The organism is Citrobacter sp. Cpo148 (assembly GCF_030332375.1).
In the GTDB taxonomy this organism is placed as follows: Bacteria; Pseudomonadota; Gammaproteobacteria; order Enterobacterales; family Enterobacteriaceae; genus Citrobacter; species Citrobacter portucalensis.
In genome coordinates this window covers 112,552-130,168 of sequence record NZ_JAOWHY010000041.1, presented here as the reverse complement: position 1 = coordinate 130,168, position 17,617 = coordinate 112,552, and the positions used below count along the sequence as shown (strand labels likewise).

The window sequence follows — 17,617 nt, the reverse complement described above, 5'->3', positions numbered from 1 at the left end:
GCAAATACGCTTATGCCACCCGCATTTTCACCACGGCTTTGCGTACCAGAGCTGGTGCACCGACCGCGCACAGCGGTTTATGCACTTCGCCCGGATAAAACACCACGAAATCACCTTCGTTCAGCACCACCGTTTTCTCCTGTACTCCTTCCGGCAGGAAGGCGATATCTTTATCCGCCAGCCAGTCAGTTTCCGGCGCGCCCGCAGGCTGTGTGCTGAAGGTCATGCCTTCCTGACCTTTGAGCAGGATCTGAATATCCAGATAGCGCGCGTGATACTCAGCACGGCGCTGTGCAAACGGCTCCGTCATATCTTCAGCAATCAGATAAAACAGACGATCGCCGTCGATGTCGTGCTTACCTTTTTCCGTCTCATCCGTCACATGCGCTTTAATGTGTTCAATCGCCTGACGCAGCTCTTCCGGCAGCCAGGCATCCAGGTTGTGAATATTGCCGACAATCATCTTAAACCCCTTAATTAAAACATCGTTTCATTTTAGTTGTTATACGAAAAAACGGTCTGCCATACTACTGCTATTTGCCGATATTTTGCGTCAACGCATGTTTATCTCATTGTTGCTGTTTGGCATTCAGGGTGAATGAATATTCATGAGAATCGTTTGCGATGAATAATTTGTGCATTTTTCGCTTGATCCCACAACGGAGCTGAGTATAATCGCGGACAATTTGCCGGGAGGATGTATGGTTCAGTGTGTACGACATTTTGTCTTACCGCGTCTGAAAAAGGACGCTGGCCTGCCGTTTTTCTTTCCGTTGATCACCCATTCCGAGCCCCTCAATTGAGGGGCTTTTTTTTTGCCCAGGCGTCAGGAGATAAACATGGCTAACCCGCTCTATCAAAAACACATCATTTCCATAAACGACCTCAGCCGCGATGACCTCAATCTGGTCCTCGCAACAGCGGCGAAATTAAAAGCTAACCCACAGCCGGAGCTGTTAAAGCATAAGGTTATCGCCAGTTGCTTCTTTGAAGCCTCAACCCGCACCCGTTTATCCTTTGAAACCTCCATGCACCGCCTGGGCGCCAGCGTGGTGGGTTTCTCTGATAGCAGCAATACCTCTCTGGGCAAAAAAGGTGAAACGCTGGCCGACACTATTTCCGTCATCAGCACCTATGTCGACGCCATCGTAATGCGCCATCCGCAGGAAGGCGCCGCGCGTCTGGCTACGGAGTTCTCCGGTAACGTTCCGGTACTGAACGCAGGCGACGGCTCCAACCAACATCCTACCCAAACGCTGCTGGATCTGTTCACCATTCAGGAAACTCAGGGTCGCCTGGACAATCTGCACATCGCCATGGTGGGTGACCTGAAATATGGCCGCACCGTCCATTCCCTGACCCAGGCGCTGGCGAAGTTCGAAGGTAACCGTTTCTACTTCATCGCCCCGGACGCGTTGGCGATGCCGCAATACATTCTGGATATGTTGAATGAAAAAGGTATCGCCTGGAGCCTCCACGGCACTATTGAAGAGGTGATGGCGGAGGTCGATATCCTCTATATGACCCGCGTACAAAAAGAGCGTCTGGACCCGTCCGAATACGCCAACGTGAAAGCGCAGTTTGTTCTGCGCGCCAGCGATCTGAACGGCGCCAGAGCAAACATGAAGGTACTGCATCCGCTGCCGCGTATCGATGAGATCACCACCGACGTCGACAAGACGCCGCATGCCAGGTATTTCCAGCAGGCTGGCAACGGCATCTTCGCCCGCCAGGCGTTACTGGCACTGGTACTGAATAGCGAACTGGCACTGTAAGGGAGAAAAAGAGATGACACACGATAACAAACTGCAGGTTGAAGCCATCAAACGTGGCACCGTGATTGACCATATTCCCGCACAGGTTGGTTTTAAGCTGCTGACGCTGTTCAAACTGACAGAAACCGACCAGCGTATCACCATCGGTCTGAACCTGCCGTCAGGCGAGATGGGCCGTAAGGACCTGATTAAAATTGAAAACACGTTCCTGACCGACGAGCAGGTAAACCAGCTATCCCTGTACGCCCCGCAGGCAACGGTAAACCGCATTGACGATTACGACGTGGTGGGTAAATCACGTCCGAGCCTGCCAGAGCGTATCGACAACGTACTGGTTTGCCCGAACAGCAACTGTATCAGCCATGCTGAGCCGGTTTCCTCCAGTTTTGCAGTGAAAAAGCGTGCCGATGACATCGCACTCAAATGCAAATACTGTGAAAAAGAGTTTTCGCATTATGTGGTGCTGGCCAACTAATTGGGGTTGGTTATGAGATCCCGGCTCCCTATAATGAGCGGGAACATTCTACTACCGCTGTAATTCAGGAGAAATCATGAGCAAGACTATCGCGACGGAAAATGCACCAGCAGCAATCGGCCCATACGTTCAGGGCGTTGACCTGGGTAGCATGGTAATCACTTCCGGTCAGATCCCGGTCGATCCGAAAACCGGTGCCGTAGCGGAAGACGTGTCCGCTCAGGCACGTCAGTCGCTGGAAAACGTAAAAGCTATCGTTGAAGCAGCAGGCCTGAAAGTGGGCGACATCGTAAAAACGACCGTTTTCGTTAAAGACCTGAACGATTTCGCAACCGTAAACGCGACCTACGAAGCATTCTTCACCGAACACAACGCGACCTTCCCTGCGCGTTCTTGCGTAGAAGTTGCCCGTCTGCCGAAAGACGTGAAAATCGAGATTGAAGCGATCGCCGTTCGTCGCTAAGTCTTATTAGAGAGCCCTGCTCAGGCAGGGTTCCTTAAGTATTGCAGCCTATAACTAAAAAAATCAATTCTCTTCCATTATTCTTTAAGGTGATAGTTTCATTTTCGATTATCCCTATTCCCCAATTATATAATTCCATTTCCCCCTTCTGCTGTAATTCTATATTCTCTGAGAAACAGGTTTGTCCTAAAACCCAGTTCGACCTTGAACTATAAACATTAATTTTAATATCATTATCACTATCATTTTTCATCTTTTCCAATGTATAAACTATCTTATTGTGAATATTGAAACTAACAATATTGTTATATCTTTCAACTGAATTAATAGAAAAAACACAGATAAACATTATAATTATTAAAAAAAATATTTTTAGAGTAATTCGTCTTATAAAAGTGTTCATTGATCATGTCCCCATAAAAAAGAATAGCCAGATGAACCAATGAGCGCTTTATTTTTTTCCTGACACTTAATTATCCCCCATTTCTCTGCGACCAAGGATATATCATTTTCATGTGCAATTTTACGGTAAACGTACCGGTAAGGCTGAAATGGATCATGTAGAGGAGTGTTCATTTCCCTTACAATAATATTCCCAGACGATTTCTCCAAATAAACATATAAACCATGCCAAGATAAATTCTTTGCATAGTGGGTATTTGAATCATCGTTACGGCACCATTGTACAACCAGAAGATAGTGACTTTCACGCACGGGTAACCAGCAAACCGAAATAATATACAGCATATAACAAAAGGCACAAACTAAAGCGAAAGTGAGTATTTTTTCCATGAAAAATAAAGTGCTATGCTCAGTCATGCCATTTTACCTCTGACTCAATGGCACCAAAAATATTGTACTCTCTGGCCAGACACTCCTGATGAAACCTCCCCATAAAAGTATCATTCACAGGAACGACACTACCTAAACGAACGCCAGAATTTGCGACACTTACATTCCAGTTATACCTGTCAAAAAACTTAAACTGAAATGTCAAATTATAACTACATAATCTACTACCATTGCTCATCGTATTTTTATACTTATCTTCGGTAATTTGCACCCGACCTTTACCCCAGTATTGATAACCTCCTATAGCATAAAACAAGTCTGGATCGCTAGAAATAAAATCATCAGTATTAACATGCGCAGAAGTAAACTCATGTTGACCTGGCGGTAATGTTATACAAAAACTCTTTGCCTCATCCAATAATTGTACATAATTATCCCTTAACTGGGCTGATTTTCCCATCATATCAGTTAAGTTAATATGTATGTCTTCACCCGTATTTTGCAAATAATGCAGTAAATTTTCTCGTGCAAAAGGATAGCGATACTTTAAATATAAGCTCCCATCAATCAACTGCTCCAGGTAATATTTATAATAATAAAATTGATCCGAAAAATGCCCCGCACTGCACCATTCACCACTTCCAACATCAACACTATATTCAGGTTCCTCTCTCCCCAATATATAACCGAACATAATACTTCCTAAGAATAATTAACATGACAAGATGTTAACATTTATAATCTAGCATATTCTGTTGGAAGACACTGGCAATGCCATAATTCAGAAAATATTTAGCTGTATTGGTTGAAACACAAAAAAAACGGGCATGGAAGCCCGGAATGAATTTAGGTTGGCCCGGTAAGCGCGAGCGCCACCGGGCATTTATCACATCACACCAAACAGTTTCGGCAGGAACAGCGAAATCGCCGGAATGTACGTCACGAGCATCAGCACCAGGAATAGCACAAGGTAGAATGGCAACATCGCCTTCACCACCTGCTCTATTTTCTGTTTACTCACCGCACTGGCCACGAACAGCACCGACCCTACCGGCGGCGTAATCAGGCCGATCCCTAAGTTCACCAGCATGATCATGCCAAAATGAACCGGATCAATGCCGAGCGCGTTGGTCACCGGCAGCAGAACCGGCGTCAGAATAAGGATCAGCGGTGCCATATCCATCAGCGTACCGATCAACAGCAGCATGATGTTAATACACATCAGGATGACGTATTTGTTGTCCGAGATGCTGGTGAAGGCTTCAGTGATACGCATCGGCAACTGCATATAAGTCATGACGGCACCGAACGCGGCGGCAAAGCCTATCAGGATCATGACGATAGTGACCGTTTTCACCGTGCGGAACATCAGCTTCGGCAGCTCAGACCATTTATAGTCACGATAGATAAACATGGTGACAAAGAAGGCCCACAGGCAGGCAATTGCCGCAGACTCCGTTGCGGTAAAGATACCTGACAGGATACCGCCCATGATGATCACAACGGTCATCAGGCCCCACAGCGTATCGACGAAAATCTTCAGCGCCTGGCGAAACGGTACACGTTCTCCTTTTGGATAACCGCGCTTGTGCGCAAAAGCCACGCACATCACCATCAGGCTGAGGCTTAACAGCAGCCCCGGCAGGATCCCGGCGATGAACAGCGCGGCAATCGACACCGTGCCGCCGGTCGCCAGCGAGTAAATAACCGAGTTATGGCTGGGCGGCGTAAGAATCGCCTGTACCGAACCGCTGGCCGTTACCGCTGCGGCAAAGTCACGCGGATAACCTTTTTTATCCATCTCCGGGATCATTACCGAACCGATGGACGCGGTATCAGCCACAGACGATCCGGAAATTGCGCCAAAAAAGGTTGATGCCACAATATTTACCAGCGACAGTCCGCCGCGGATAAAACCAACAAAAATATAGGCAAAGTTCACCAGTCGCCGCGCAATTCCCCCTTCGGCCATAATAGCCCCGGCCAGAATAAAGAATGGGATCGCCAGCAGCGAAAACTTATTCACCCCACTGGTCAGTTGGATCATTACCGCTTCCAGCGGAATATCTATGTACCAGGCCCCAATGATGGCGCTAATGCCAACCGCGTACGCTACCGGTACCCCAATCGCCAGCATAATGCCGAGCGTAAATACGAGAATAAATGCATCCATCTGCTTTCCTTTCTGAAATGGGGGCGGTAACTAGCTGGTCGATCCCAGCATGACAACGGGACGTTGGTACTGCGGACCACGGAAAATCTTTTCAGCGATAAACAGCAGCGTTATGGCAGAGCCTATCGGCAACGGAAGATAGTTTTGCCCGGCGCTTAAAAGCGGGAATTCCGCCACGGGCTGGTCCCACAGTTCAAGACAGAGATTGGTTCCGTACCACAGAATGAACAGACTTATCGCCACCAACATAACGTCAGCGATTACCGAGCAATATCGGCGAGAAGCATCACCCAGACGGTCAGTCACCATGCTCACCGCGATATGCGAGCCTGCACGATAGCTCACCGCCGCGCCAATAAAGGTGAATGTCACCATACAGAGAATAGCGACGGGTTCAGGCCATGACAGGGCGTTATTCAGAACATAACGCGCGAATATACCAATGGGGATAATGGCGACCATGACCAATAATGCGATACCGGCAATCCACATTGACACCCGATAAAGAAAATCCATTACCGATGAATAGCATTCACCCATAATTATCACCTCGAATTAATCAAAAGATTCAGGCGGAGGGTTGATATCCTCCACCTGATGAATTACTTCACATCCTGAATACGTTTGATCAAATCCTGGTGGTCTTTACCGTAATTATCCCGCACTGACTGCGTGGCTTTATAGAAATAGTCCGTATCAATATCGTGGAACTGAACGCCGTTGGCTTTCATGGTCTCCAGTGATTTCGCATTATAATCCTGCCAAAGTTTTCGTTGCTCTATCTGTGCTTCCTTGGCGAGTTTAATAATGAGATCCTGATCTTCTTTTTTCAACTTATCCCATTTAGCTTTCGAAAACAGAAAAAGCTCAGGAATAATAAAGTGTTTGCTCCAGGTATAGTTTTTCACGACCGGCAAATAGTTATGCGCAACAAACGTTGGCGGGTTATTTTCCGTGCCATCAATAACGCCGGTCTGCATGCCGCTAAATACTTCACTGACGCCCATGACAACGGAGTTAGCGCCCATCGCTTTCAGGGTATCCAGCGCTATCGGACTTCCTTGAACGCGGATTTTCATACCGTGTAAATCTTCCGGTTTCACCACCGGATTTTTGGTGATCAGGTTACGCGTGCCGGCATCCATCCAGCCGAGAAACACCAGCCGCGATTTAGTATTAGCCGTCAGACGGTCGCCAATCTCCTGACCGATCATGCCGTCGAGAACCTTATGCAGATGGTCCTCATCGCGGAAAATATATGGCAGGGTAAACACGTTAATTTCAGGGAGAATGGCGGCAACAGGCGTCATTGAGACACGAATAATATCGATAGCGCCTAATTGCGCCTGTTCAATCATCTGTTTTTCATCGCCTAACACGCCACCAGGAAATGTTTTAATCTCCAGACGCCCGTCGGTCGCGGCGCTAAGTTTTTCCCCCATATGTTTGACAGCAACAACGTTAGGGTAATCAGCCGGATGCACATCTGCGGCGCGAAAAGTTTGTGCCAGCGTTGCATGACTCATCAGTAATACAGACGCGCCAATACATAGACTTAACAGGTTTTTTGTCAGTTTCATTTGTCCTTCTCCAGAAGTTCATAATATCCATTAACAGGAATAGCTTGCAGAGCAAATGACTGCCGGAATTAAAAACGGGCAGCGAGAAACTTTCTTAACGACGTTACCTGCGCAGACTAACTGGTGTAACAATTTATTTCGATGACTGCGTTCACAAAAAATCGTAGATGCTTAAAATTTTTAGCACACTGTTTCATTTTTGCAATGCAGATCGTTTTATTGATAAAAAAACAACGCAAGGAAGGCGATTTGATACTAATAACACCCGTTAGCATTTCAATAAAAATAAAACACTAATGTTGTGAGGTAATATCTTCGAATGAAAATGAGGAATGCAGGATGGTATTAACACCATCCTGCTGAGGCGTTTGATGTTTACTGCCAGCCGTAGCGACGGCTATAAAAACCTTTCACTAATTGAGTCAATGTCATGTAACCCGCCAGAATCGCAATCAGCCACGGGAAGTAGCTCAGCGGTAATGCCTGCAATTGCAGATAGCTGGCCAGCGGCGAGAAGGGTAATGCAATGCCGACGACCATCACCACCAGCGTCATCAGCATCAGCGGCCACGCGGCGCGGCTTTGGATGAACGGCACACGACGGGTACGGATCATATGCACAATCAACGTTTGCGACAGCAGGCCCACCACGAACCAGCCAGACTGGAACAACGTCTGATGTTCAGGCGTATTGGCATGGAAGACGAACCACATCAGGCAAAAGGTCAGAATGTCGAAGATCGAGCTGATCGGTCCAAAGAAGATCATAAAGCGGCCCAATTCGCTGGGATTCCAGCGCTGCGGCTTTTTGATCTGCTCTTCGTCGACGTTATCAAACGGAATCGCCACCTGGGATACATCGTACAGCAGGTTCTGAATCAGTAAGTGCAGCGGTAACATCGGCAGGAACGGTAAGAAGGCGCTCGCCACCAGCACGCTAAACACGTTACCGAAGTTTGAACTGGCCGTCATTTTGATGTACTTCAGCATGTTAGAGAAGGTACGGCGTCCTTCAATCACCCCTTCTTCCAGCACCATCAGGCTCTTTTCCAGCAGGATGATATCCGCCGCTTCACGCGCAATATCAACCGCGCCGTCAACGGAGATACCAATGTCCGCCGCGCGCAGCGCCGGGGCATCGTTTATACCATCGCCCATAAAGCCGACCACATGGCCTTCGCGCTTGAGCAGCGTGACAATGCGCTCTTTGTGCATTGGCGTCAGACGGGCAAACAGCGTGGTGCGCTGAGCAAGCCGAGCCAGCTCATCATCGCTTAACCCTTCAATGCTGCTACCGATAACCACATCGCCCGCATCCAGGCCCACTTCATGACACACTTTTGCCGCCACCAATTCGCTATCGCCAGTGAGGATTTTCACCGTAATGCCGCTGGCTTTCAGCGCTTTAAGCGCAGGTGCGGTGGTCTCTTTCGGCGGATCGAGGAACGCAATATAGCCTTCGAGGATCAGATCTGATTCATCAATACGCTGGTAATCACCTTCACGCGCTGGCAGGTATTTCGTCGCCACCGCCACCACACGCAGCCCCTGGCGGTTCAGCGTGTCCGTAACGCGTTTCACCCGACGCAGCATGTTGTCATCTAACGGGACTATCTCACCGTTGTGACGCACCTGGGTACATACGCTGAGGATCTCCTGTAGCGCCCCTTTACAGACCAGCTGATGCACATCGGTTTCTTCTGCCACCACTACCGACATGCGGCGACGTTCAAAATCAAACGGGATCTCATCGATTTTCTGCCAGCGAGTCGAGAGCTGGCGGGCTGATTCTTCGTCCACACCTTCCAGCACCGCCGTATCCAGCAGATTCTTCAGCCCGGTCTGATAATGGCTGTTCAGCCACGCAGAATGCAGGACATGTTCGCTGGGCTTTCCAGAGATATCCGTATGATTCTCAAGTACAATTTTATCCTGAGTCAGGGTGCCGGTTTTATCGGTGCACAGGATATCCATCGCGCCAAAGTTCTGGATAGCGTCGAGGTGTTTAACGATAACCTTTTGTTTTGACAGCTTCACCGCCCCACGCGCCAGCGTTGAGGTGACGATCATCGGCAGCATTTCCGGTGTCAGTCCCACCGCCACAGACAGGGCAAACAGCGCCGCTTCCCACCAGTCACCTTTGGTGTAGCCGTTGATGATAAGCACGATGGGCGCCATCACCAGCATAAAGCGGATCAGCAGCATGCTGACGCGGCTGATCCCTTTCTGGAAGGCATTCTGCTCGCTTTCCTGCTCGCTGACGCGACCGGCCAGTTGCCCAAACCAGGTATTGGCTCCGGTTGAAATCACGATGGCCTGCGCCGTGCCGCTCACCACGTTGGTGCCCATAAAGCACAGGGTATCGCATTCCAGCGGGTTGCTTTGCTGCGGATCGCGACTGGTTGCCACTTTCTCCACCGGCAGCGATTCACCGGTCAGCGAAGCCTGGGCTACGAACAGGTCACGCGCCTGCACCACGCGCAGATCGGCTGGGATCATATCCCCTGCCGCCAGCTTGATGACATCGCCGGGCACCAACTGGTCGATCGGCAGTTCAACCCAGCCGTTCTCCCCTTTCTCGTTGATGACGCGCAGCACCGTGGCGGTGTTGCTGACCATCGCTTTCAGCGCATCAGCCGCTTTGGTGGAACGCGCCTCTTGCACAAAATTCAGCAGCGTAGAGATGACGACCATCAGGGCGATGACGCCAGCGGCAAACAGATCTTCGGTGGCATAGGAAATCGCCCCGAGAATGGTCAGCAGTATATTAAACGGGTTGCGATAGCAGACCCACAGATGCACCCACCAGGGCGACGGCTTCTGCGCCGGCAACTGGTTCTCGCCATGTATTTCGCGGGCGTTTTCGACTTCTGCGGCGTTTAAGCCTTCCGGATGAGCGCCGAACGTTTTCCACAGCGCGTCTTCGTCCATCAGCGCCATTTTCAGGCAATGTTCGCTTAGCGATGGCGGGATCGGCGTGCTGGCAACGGTCTGAGCATTCGGCAATGGATCACGATGCACCAGACGATGCGGTAAATGGCGGTTTAGCCGGGCAAACAGCTGGCGGGTCATATTTTTGAACATAGGCAGTCCCTCTGCACCTGTATAAACAGGCGCAGTAAATCCTTCAGGCGTGGCAAAGCCTTGCCTGGTGGCAATATTAAAATCACAACAGGGACGTCAGAACGTCACTGTCTTACTGTTCCGGTAAGACAGTGAAAGACAGGCTTACCGGAAAGGGTTGTTTCTCCATCTCGGGAGAGGGGTGGGATCGGGATCCATATAGCCTCCGGTAAGTGAATGATTTGCGTCGCGGATTATACGCAGAAAACCATAAGGTTTGTGGCAATTATGGCGGTATGATAAACCATGGAAACTAAACCAAACGTATACCAGACTTTGCCCATTGCGCCGCGCTTGAGTAAAGTTATTCTCTATTTGGCATAACTTCACACGCAACACGGGAAAACAGGATGCAAAATCGGCTGACCATTAAAGACATCGCCCGCTTAAGCGGTGTGGGAAAATCAACCGTTTCCCGTGTGCTCAACAATGAAAGCGGCGTGAGTGAACGCACCCGCGAACGCGTTGAGGCGGTGATGAATCAGCACGGTTTTTCCCCTTCCCGCTCCGCACGCGCCATGCGCGGACAAAGCGACAAGGTGGTGGCGATTATCGTCACGCGCCTGGATTCTCTTTCAGAAAATCTCGCCGTGCAGACCATGCTGCCCGCCTTTTATGAACAGGGCTACGATCCGATCATGATGGAAAGCCAGTTCTCGCCCGAGCTGGTTGAAGAACATCTCGGCATGCTCAGACGCCGCAACATTGATGGCGTGGTGCTGTTTGGTTTTACCGGCATTACTGAAGCCATGCTCGCCTCCTGGCAAGATTCTCTGGTGCTGCTGGCAAGAGATGCAAAAGGCTTTGCCTCCGTCTGCTATGACGATGAGGGTGCCATTCGTACCCTGATGCAGCGTTTATACGAACGCGAGCATCGCCATATTAGCTTTCTTGGTGTTCCGCATAGCGATGTGACCACTGGTAAACGCCGCCATGAGGCCTACCTGGCATTCTGTAAAAAACACAAACTACATCCTGTGGCCGCGTTGCCGGGTCTGGCCATGAAGCAGGGCTATGAGCAGGCCGCCAACGTTATCACCCCGGAAACCACCGCCTTAGTCTGTGCGACGGATACCCTTGCCCTTGGGGTCAGCAAATATCTGCAGGAGCAGCGGATTGAGAACCTGCAGTTGGCAAGCGTGGGCAGCACGCCGCTGATGAAATTCCTCCATCCGGAAATTATCACCGTCGACCCAGGATACGCCGAAGCCGGGCGACAAGCGGCCTCGCAGCTGATCGAACAGATCAACGGCCGTAGCGAACCACGACAAATCGTTATTCCTTCCACCCTCTCCTGATCGCTTTCTGAGCATTAATTTGTGATCTTCGCTGCGTTTCGGGAACGTTCCCATTTTTAAATATTCATCGAAGATATACTCTGGCGCCAACAACGAGAGAGTTGCCGAATGACGACGCAACAGCGTCTTTTCCGGTCTACGGGGAACACACACCATCATGAGCAAAATAAAACAAGCAGACATCGACCGGCTGATTGAGCTGGTTGGCGGGCGCGACAATATCGCTACGGTGAGTCACTGCATTACTCGCCTGCGTTTTGTGCTGAATCAGCCTGCAAACGCCAGACCGAAAGAGATCGAATTGTTGCCAATGGTCAAAGGCTGCTTCACCAACGCCGGGCAGTTTCAGGTGGTAATTGGCACCGAGGTGGGCGATTACTACAAAGCGCTGTTGGCGACCACCGGACAAGCCAGTGCCGACAAAGAGCAGGCAAAGAAAGCGGCGCGGCAGAACATGAAGTGGCACGAGCAGCTGATTTCTCACTTCGCGGAGATCTTCTTCCCGCTGCTGCCAGCGCTGATAAGCGGCGGCCTGATCTTAGGTTTCCGTAACGTGATCGGCGATCTGCCCATGAGTAACGGGCAGACGCTGGCGCAGATGCATCCTTCGCTGAAAACCCTCTATGACTTCCTGTGGCTGATTGGCGAAGCGATCTTCTTCTATTTGCCGGTCGGGATTTGTTGGTCGGTGGTGAAGAAAATGGGCGGTACGCCGATCCTCGGTATTGTGCTGGGCGTGACCCTGGTTTCTCCGCAACTGATGAACGCCTATTTGCTCGGTCAGCAGGTGCCGGACGTGTGGAACTTCGGCCTGTTCAGCATTGAGAAAGTGGGCTACCAGGCGCAGGTCATTCCGGCACTGTTGGCCGGGCTGGCGCTCGGGTTTATTGAAACACGCATGAAGCGCATCGTCCCGGATTACCTGTATCTGGTGATCGTCCCGGTGTGCTCGCTGATCCTTGCGGTATTCCTTGCGCATGCCTTTATCGGTCCATTTGGCCGCATGATTGGCGACGGTGTCGCGTTTGCGGTCCGTCATCTGCTGACCGGCAGTTTTGCTCCGATTGGCGCGGCGCTGTTCGGCTTCCTGTACGCCCCGCTGGTGATCACCGGTGTGCATCAGACCACGCTGGCTATCGACATGCAGATGATTCAGAGCATGGGCGGTACGCCGGTATGGCCACTGATCGCACTGTCGAATATCGCTCAGGCCTCTGCGGTGGTCGGGATCATTATCTCCAGTCGCAAACACAACGAACGTGAAATTTCCGTTCCTGCCGCGATCTCCGCCTATCTCGGGGTAACTGAACCAGCGATGTACGGGATCAACCTGAAATACCGCTTCCCAATGCTGTGCGCGATGATCGGCTCCGGTCTCGCCGGACTGCTGTGCGGCCTGAACGGTGTGCTGGCGAACGGGATTGGCGTCGGCGGTTTGCCGGGCATCCTCTCCATCCAGCCGACTTACTGGCAGGTCTTTGGTATGGCGATGGTCATTGCGATTGTCATCCCAATGATACTGACCTCACTCGTTTACCAGCGTAAACACCGTCTGGGCACATTACAGATTGTCTAACTTTTCTTCGGGGCGCAGTTGCGCCCCAGCGTATTTCCAGGAAACAACCATGACTATTCCCCACTGGTGGCAAAACGGCGTTATCTATCAGGTTTACCCCAAGAGTTTTCAGGACACCACTGGCAGCGGCACCGGAGATTTACGCGGCGTGACGCAGCGCCTCGACTATCTGCAAAAGCTGGGCGTTGATGCCATCTGGCTGACGCCGTTCTATATTTCGCCGCAGGTTGATAACGGTTACGACGTCGCAGACTACACGTCTGTCGATCCGGCCTACGGCACGCTGGAAGACTTTGATGAACTGGTGGCGCAGGCGAAAGCGCGCGGCATCCGTATTATTCTCGACATGGTGTTTAACCACACCTCAACCCAGCACGCCTGGTTTCGTGAAGCGCTGGATAAAAACAGCCCGTATCGTCAGTTTTATTTCTGGCGCGACGGCACGCCAGACTGCCCGCCAAATAACTGGCGCTCCAAGTTTGGCGGCAACGCCTGGGGCTGGCACGCCGAAAGCGAGCAGCACTATCTGCACCTCTTTGCTCCGGAGCAAGCCGACCTGAATTGGGAAAACCCAGCGGTCCGCGCCGAGCTTAAGAAAGTATGCGAGTTTTGGGCCGATCGCGGTGTGGACGGATTGCGCCTCGACGTGGTGAATCTTATCTCTAAAGACCAGGACTTCCCGAACGATCCCGACGGCGATGGACGGCGTTTTTATACCGACGGCCCACGCGCGCATGAATTTTTGCGTGAGATGAACCGCGATGTTTTTACCCCACGCAACCTGATGACGGTGGGCGAAATGTCTTCCACTACGCTTGAACATTGCCAGCAGTACGCCGCACAAGATGGTAGTGAACTGTCGATGACCTTTAACTTCCACCACCTGAAAGTAGATTACCCCAACGGTGAGAAGTGGACGTTAGCAAAACCCGATTATGTGGCGCTAAAAGCCCTGTTCCGCCACTGGCAGCAGGGCATGCACAATCAGGCATGGAACGCGCTGTTCTGGTGTAACCACGATCAGCCGCGCATCGTGTCGCGTTTTGGCGATGAAGGTAAATACCGCGTTCCGTCGGCCAAAATGCTGGCGATGGTGCTGCATGGCATGCAGGGCACCCCCTACATCTACCAGGGTGAAGAGATTGGCATGACCAACCCGCATTTCCGCCAGATTACCGATTATCGCGATGTGGAAAGCCATAACATGTTTGCCGAGTTGAACGGCCAGGGACGCGATGCGCAAGAACTGCTGGCGATCCTCGCCAGTAAATCACGCGATAACAGCCGCACACCGATGCAATGGGATGCCAGCAAACACGCGGGCTTCACCCCTGGCGAGCCGTGGATCAATCTGTGTGACAACGCAACAGACATCAACGTGGCGGCAGCACTGAACGATACCGACTCGGTGTTCTACACCTATCAGAAGCTGATCGCCTTGCGCAAAGCGGAGCCGGTTATCACCTGGGGCGACTACCAGGATCTGCTACCGGACAGCCCGCATCTGTGGTGCTATCAACGAGAGTGGCAAGGGCAGCGGCTGCTGGTCATTGCCAATCTAAGCGATACCTTCCAGAGCTGGCAGCCATCCCAGACCGACGGAAACTGGCAGGTGCTGATGCACAACTATGCCGAGGTTGCCAGCCAACCTGGGGACATGACACTGCGTCCTTTTGAGGCCGTCTGGTGGTTGCAAAAATAGCTTGCAATTATGTTCAGGCCCGGTACGCATAGCGCTACCGGGCGTTGCTACATACGCTTAGCTTAGCTTCCTGTTTTTGTTGAATAATTAATCAGAATTTTCTGCCCACAATTTACAATCGCTGTACTGCCCGTCATCTGTACGCTCCGATTTTTACTTTGCGCTACATCAAATAAATCGTAAACATCCTTGATGCAAATCACTACATATAGAACTTAAAATGCACGCCGACCCAATATGTTGTATTAATCGACTACAATTGCTACAACTACAGTGCACCGTTTAACGGTGGAATTGTGGATAAAGTGGGTCAGGATTGCGGGAAGTCATTGGCCAGATAGATGAATAAAGCCATGGCCGCTTCTCCAACCTCTGTGGATAACCTGTTCTTATAAATATGGAGTGATCATGACACCGCATGTGATGAAACGAGATGGCTGTAAAGTGCCGTTTAAATCAGAGCGCATCAAAGAAGCCATTCTGCGTGCAGCTAAAGCAGCGGGAGTCGATGACGCAGATTACTGTGCCACCGTCGCAGAAGTCGTTAGTAGCCAGATGAATGAGCGCAGCCAGGTCGATATCAACGAGATCCAGACAGCGGTTGAAAACCAGCTGATGTCTGGTCCGTACAAACAACTCGCCCGTGCGTACATCGAATATCGCCACGACCGTGATATACAGCGTGAAAAACGTGGCCGTCTGAACCAGGAAATTCGTGGTCTGGTTGAGCAAACCAACTCTGCTCTGCTGAACGAAAACGCCAACAAAGACAGCAAAGTGATCCCGACCCAGCGCGACCTGCTGGCCGGTATCGTCGCCAAACACTATGCGCGTCAACACCTGTTGCCGCGTGATGTCGTCCAGGCGCACGAGCGTGGTGATATTCACTATCACGATCTCGACTACTCTCCGTTCTTCCCAATGTTTAACTGCATGCTGATCGACCTGAAAGGTATGCTGACGCAGGGCTTTAAGATGGGTAACGCGGAGATTGAGCCGCCAAAATCCATCTCCACCGCGACGGCCGTCACCGCGCAAATTATCGCGCAGGTTGCCAGTCATATTTATGGCGGTACCACCATTAACCGTATTGACGAAGTTCTCGCACCGTTCGTGACCGAGAGCTTTAATAAGCATCGCAAAACCGCTGAAGAGTGGCAGATCCCAGATGCCGACGGTTATGCGCATTCCCGTACCGAGAAAGAGTGCTACGACGCATTCCAGTCCCTTGAGTATGAAGTGAATACCCTGCATACCGCCAACGGTCAGACGCCGTTCGTCACCTTCGGTTTCGGCCTGGGAACCAGCTGGGAATCGCGTTTGATCCAGCAGTCCATTCTGCATAACCGCATTGCCGGCCTGGGTAAAAATCGTAAAACCGCCGTGTTCCCGAAACTGGTGTTTGCGATTCGTGACGGTCTGAACCACAAGTTTGGCGATCCGAACTATGACATCAAGCAGCTGGCGCTGGAGTGCGCGAGCAAGCGTATGTATCCGGATATCCTGAACTACGATCAGGTGGTTAAAGTGACCGGCTCCTTCAAAACGCCGATGGGCTGCCGCAGCTTCCTGGGCGTATGGGAAAACGAGAACGGCGAACAGGTCCACGATGGCCGTAACAACCTCGGCGTTATCAGCCTTAACCTGCCGCGTATCGCGCTGGAAGCTCATGGCGATGAAACCACCTTCTGGAAACTGCTCGACGACCGTCTGATCCTGGCGCGTAAAGCGCTGATGACCCGCATTGCGCGTCTGGAAGGCGTGAAGGCCCGCGTTGCACCAATCCTGTATATGGAAGGGGCCTGCGGCGTGCGTCTGAAAGCAGACGATGACGTGTCAGAAATCTTTAAAAACGGCCGCGCATCGATTTCTCTGGGTTACATTGGCATTCACGAAACCATCAACGCGCTGTTTGGCGACAAACACTTGTACGACAGCGAGCAGCTTCGCGCTAAAGCTATCACCATTGTGGAACGTCTGCGTCAGGCGGTCGATCAGTGGAAAGACGAAACCGGCTACGGCTTCAGTCTGTACAGTACACCAAGTGAAAACCTGTGCGATCGTTTCTGCCGTCTGGATACCGCCGAGTTTGGCGTGGTGCCGGGTGTTACCGACAAAGGTTACTACACCAACAGCTTCCACCTCGACGTGGAGAAAAAGGTTAACCCGTACGACAAGATCGATTTCGAAGCGCCGTACCCGCCGCTGGCGAACGGAGGTTTCATTTGCTACGGCGAGTACCCGAACATTCAGCACAACCTGAAAGCACTGGAAGACGTCTGGGATTACAGCTATCAGCACGTGCCGTATTACGGGACCAACACGCCAATCGATGAATGCTACGAGTGCGGCTTTACCGGTGAGTTCGAGTGCACCAGCAAAGGCTTTACCTGCCCGAAATGTGGTAACCACGACGCCGCGCGCGTGTCGGTCACCCGCCGCGTATGCGGTTATTTAGGCAGCCCGGACGCTCGTCCGTTTAACGCCGGTAAGCAGGAAGAAGTGAAGCGCCGCGTTAAGCATTTAGGTAATGGGCAGATCGGTTAATTTCGACAGTATTATTGCCTGGCGATGTGACGCTTTTCGCAAAGCAATTGGCGCCAGGACAAGGCGGCAAGCAAGCGAATCCCGGGGAGCTTACATAAGTAAGTGACCCGGGT

The 17,617-nt window shown here is 51.3% G+C and carries 17 protein-coding genes; 9 read left to right on the top strand and 8 right to left on the bottom strand.

Annotated features, from left to right (window positions below):
- Nucleotides 1-10 precede the first annotated feature (10 nt).
- Nucleotides 11-463 carry a YhcH/YjgK/YiaL family protein gene (locus OGY10_RS06500; protein ID WP_048215052.1) on the bottom strand — a complete coding sequence of 151 codons (453 nt, stop codon included), beginning with the start codon at nt 461-463 and terminating at the stop codon, nt 11-13.
- Between the two features lie 238 nt (nt 464-701).
- Here OGY10_RS06500 and pyrL point away from each other — a divergent pair, with 238 nt between their 5' ends.
- From pyrL to ridA, 5 genes are all read left to right on the top strand, one after another.
- A complete protein-coding gene (pyrL, locus tag OGY10_RS06495) occupies nt 702-803 on the top strand; it encodes a pyr operon leader peptide (protein ID WP_003025819.1) in 102 nt (33 codons plus the stop codon).
- Complete coding sequence (locus tag OGY10_RS23710) at nt 784-837, top strand: pyrBI operon leader peptide (RefSeq protein ID WP_106875647.1); 54 nt, start codon at nt 784-786, stop codon at nt 835-837. Before pyrL ends, OGY10_RS23710 begins: the two co-directional genes overlap by 20 nt.
- 2 nt (nt 838-839) lie before the next feature.
- Nucleotides 840-1,775, top strand: coding sequence for an aspartate carbamoyltransferase (pyrB, locus tag OGY10_RS06490; RefSeq protein WP_286576488.1), 936 nt, complete (start codon nt 840-842; stop codon nt 1,773-1,775).
- A 13-nt stretch (nt 1,776-1,788) separates the two neighbouring features.
- A complete protein-coding gene (gene pyrI / locus OGY10_RS06485; protein WP_003025816.1) occupies nt 1,789-2,250 on the top strand; it encodes an aspartate carbamoyltransferase regulatory subunit in 462 nt (153 codons plus the stop codon).
- 76 nt (nt 2,251-2,326) lie between these two features.
- The gene (gene ridA, locus OGY10_RS06480) at nt 2,327-2,713 is read left to right on the top strand and encodes a 2-iminobutanoate/2-iminopropanoate deaminase (protein ID WP_000047544.1); all 387 of its coding nucleotides are present in this window, start codon (nt 2,327-2,329) and stop codon (nt 2,711-2,713) included.
- 399 nt (nt 2,714-3,112) lie between these two features.
- Here the strand turns inward: ridA and OGY10_RS06475 are convergent, their stop codons facing one another.
- The 7 genes from OGY10_RS06475 to mgtL all read right to left on the bottom strand — a co-directional run bounded on the left by OGY10_RS06475 (nt 3,113) and on the right by mgtL (nt 10,540).
- Nucleotides 3,113-3,532 (bottom strand): hypothetical protein, encoded by a 420-nt coding sequence (locus OGY10_RS06475; RefSeq protein WP_267458259.1) that lies wholly within the window; start codon nt 3,530-3,532, stop codon nt 3,113-3,115.
- Nucleotides 3,525-4,199, bottom strand: a complete 675-nt coding sequence (locus tag OGY10_RS06470; protein ID WP_286576485.1) for a hypothetical protein — start codon at nt 4,197-4,199, stop codon at nt 3,525-3,527. Before OGY10_RS06470 ends, OGY10_RS06475 begins: the two co-directional genes overlap by 8 nt.
- Before the next feature lie 192 nt (nt 4,200-4,391).
- Nucleotides 4,392-5,678, bottom strand: a complete 1,287-nt coding sequence (locus OGY10_RS06465) for a TRAP transporter large permease (protein ID WP_003830349.1) — start codon at nt 5,676-5,678, stop codon at nt 4,392-4,394.
- A gap of 30 nt (nt 5,679-5,708) precedes the next feature.
- Nucleotides 5,709-6,218, bottom strand: a complete 510-nt coding sequence (locus OGY10_RS06460; RefSeq protein WP_043018240.1) for a TRAP transporter small permease — start codon at nt 6,216-6,218, stop codon at nt 5,709-5,711.
- A 62-nt stretch (nt 6,219-6,280) separates the two neighbouring features.
- Nucleotides 6,281-7,258, bottom strand: coding sequence for a TRAP transporter substrate-binding protein (locus OGY10_RS06455; RefSeq protein ID WP_008786055.1), 978 nt, complete (start codon nt 7,256-7,258; stop codon nt 6,281-6,283).
- A 375-nt stretch (nt 7,259-7,633) separates the two neighbouring features.
- Nucleotides 7,634-10,342, bottom strand: a complete 2,709-nt coding sequence (gene mgtA / locus OGY10_RS06450) for a magnesium-translocating P-type ATPase (protein WP_048215054.1) — start codon at nt 10,340-10,342, stop codon at nt 7,634-7,636.
- Nucleotides 10,343-10,486: 144 nt separating this feature from the next.
- On the bottom strand, nt 10,487-10,540 hold the full coding sequence (gene mgtL, locus OGY10_RS23705; protein ID WP_223240846.1) for a mgtA regulatory leader peptide MgtL: 54 nt from the start codon (nt 10,538-10,540) through the stop codon (nt 10,487-10,489).
- Between the two features lie 191 nt (nt 10,541-10,731).
- Between mgtL and treR the strand changes: the two genes are divergently transcribed.
- The 4 genes from treR to nrdD all read left to right on the top strand — a co-directional run bounded on the left by treR (nt 10,732) and on the right by nrdD (nt 17,504).
- Nucleotides 10,732-11,679 (top strand): trehalose operon repressor TreR, encoded by a 948-nt coding sequence (treR, locus tag OGY10_RS06445; protein ID WP_032942194.1) that lies wholly within the window; start codon nt 10,732-10,734, stop codon nt 11,677-11,679.
- A 157-nt stretch (nt 11,680-11,836) separates the two neighbouring features.
- The gene (treB, locus tag OGY10_RS06440; protein ID WP_286576483.1) at nt 11,837-13,255 is read left to right on the top strand and encodes a PTS trehalose transporter subunit IIBC; all 1,419 of its coding nucleotides are present in this window, start codon (nt 11,837-11,839) and stop codon (nt 13,253-13,255) included.
- A 49-nt stretch (nt 13,256-13,304) separates the two neighbouring features.
- A complete protein-coding gene (treC, locus tag OGY10_RS06435; protein ID WP_286576482.1) occupies nt 13,305-14,957 on the top strand; it encodes an alpha,alpha-phosphotrehalase in 1,653 nt (550 codons plus the stop codon).
- 408 nt (nt 14,958-15,365) lie between these two features.
- On the top strand, nt 15,366-17,504 hold the full coding sequence (nrdD, locus tag OGY10_RS06430) for an anaerobic ribonucleoside-triphosphate reductase (RefSeq protein WP_286576480.1): 2,139 nt from the start codon (nt 15,366-15,368) through the stop codon (nt 17,502-17,504).
- Nucleotides 17,505-17,617: the final 113 nt, after the last annotated feature.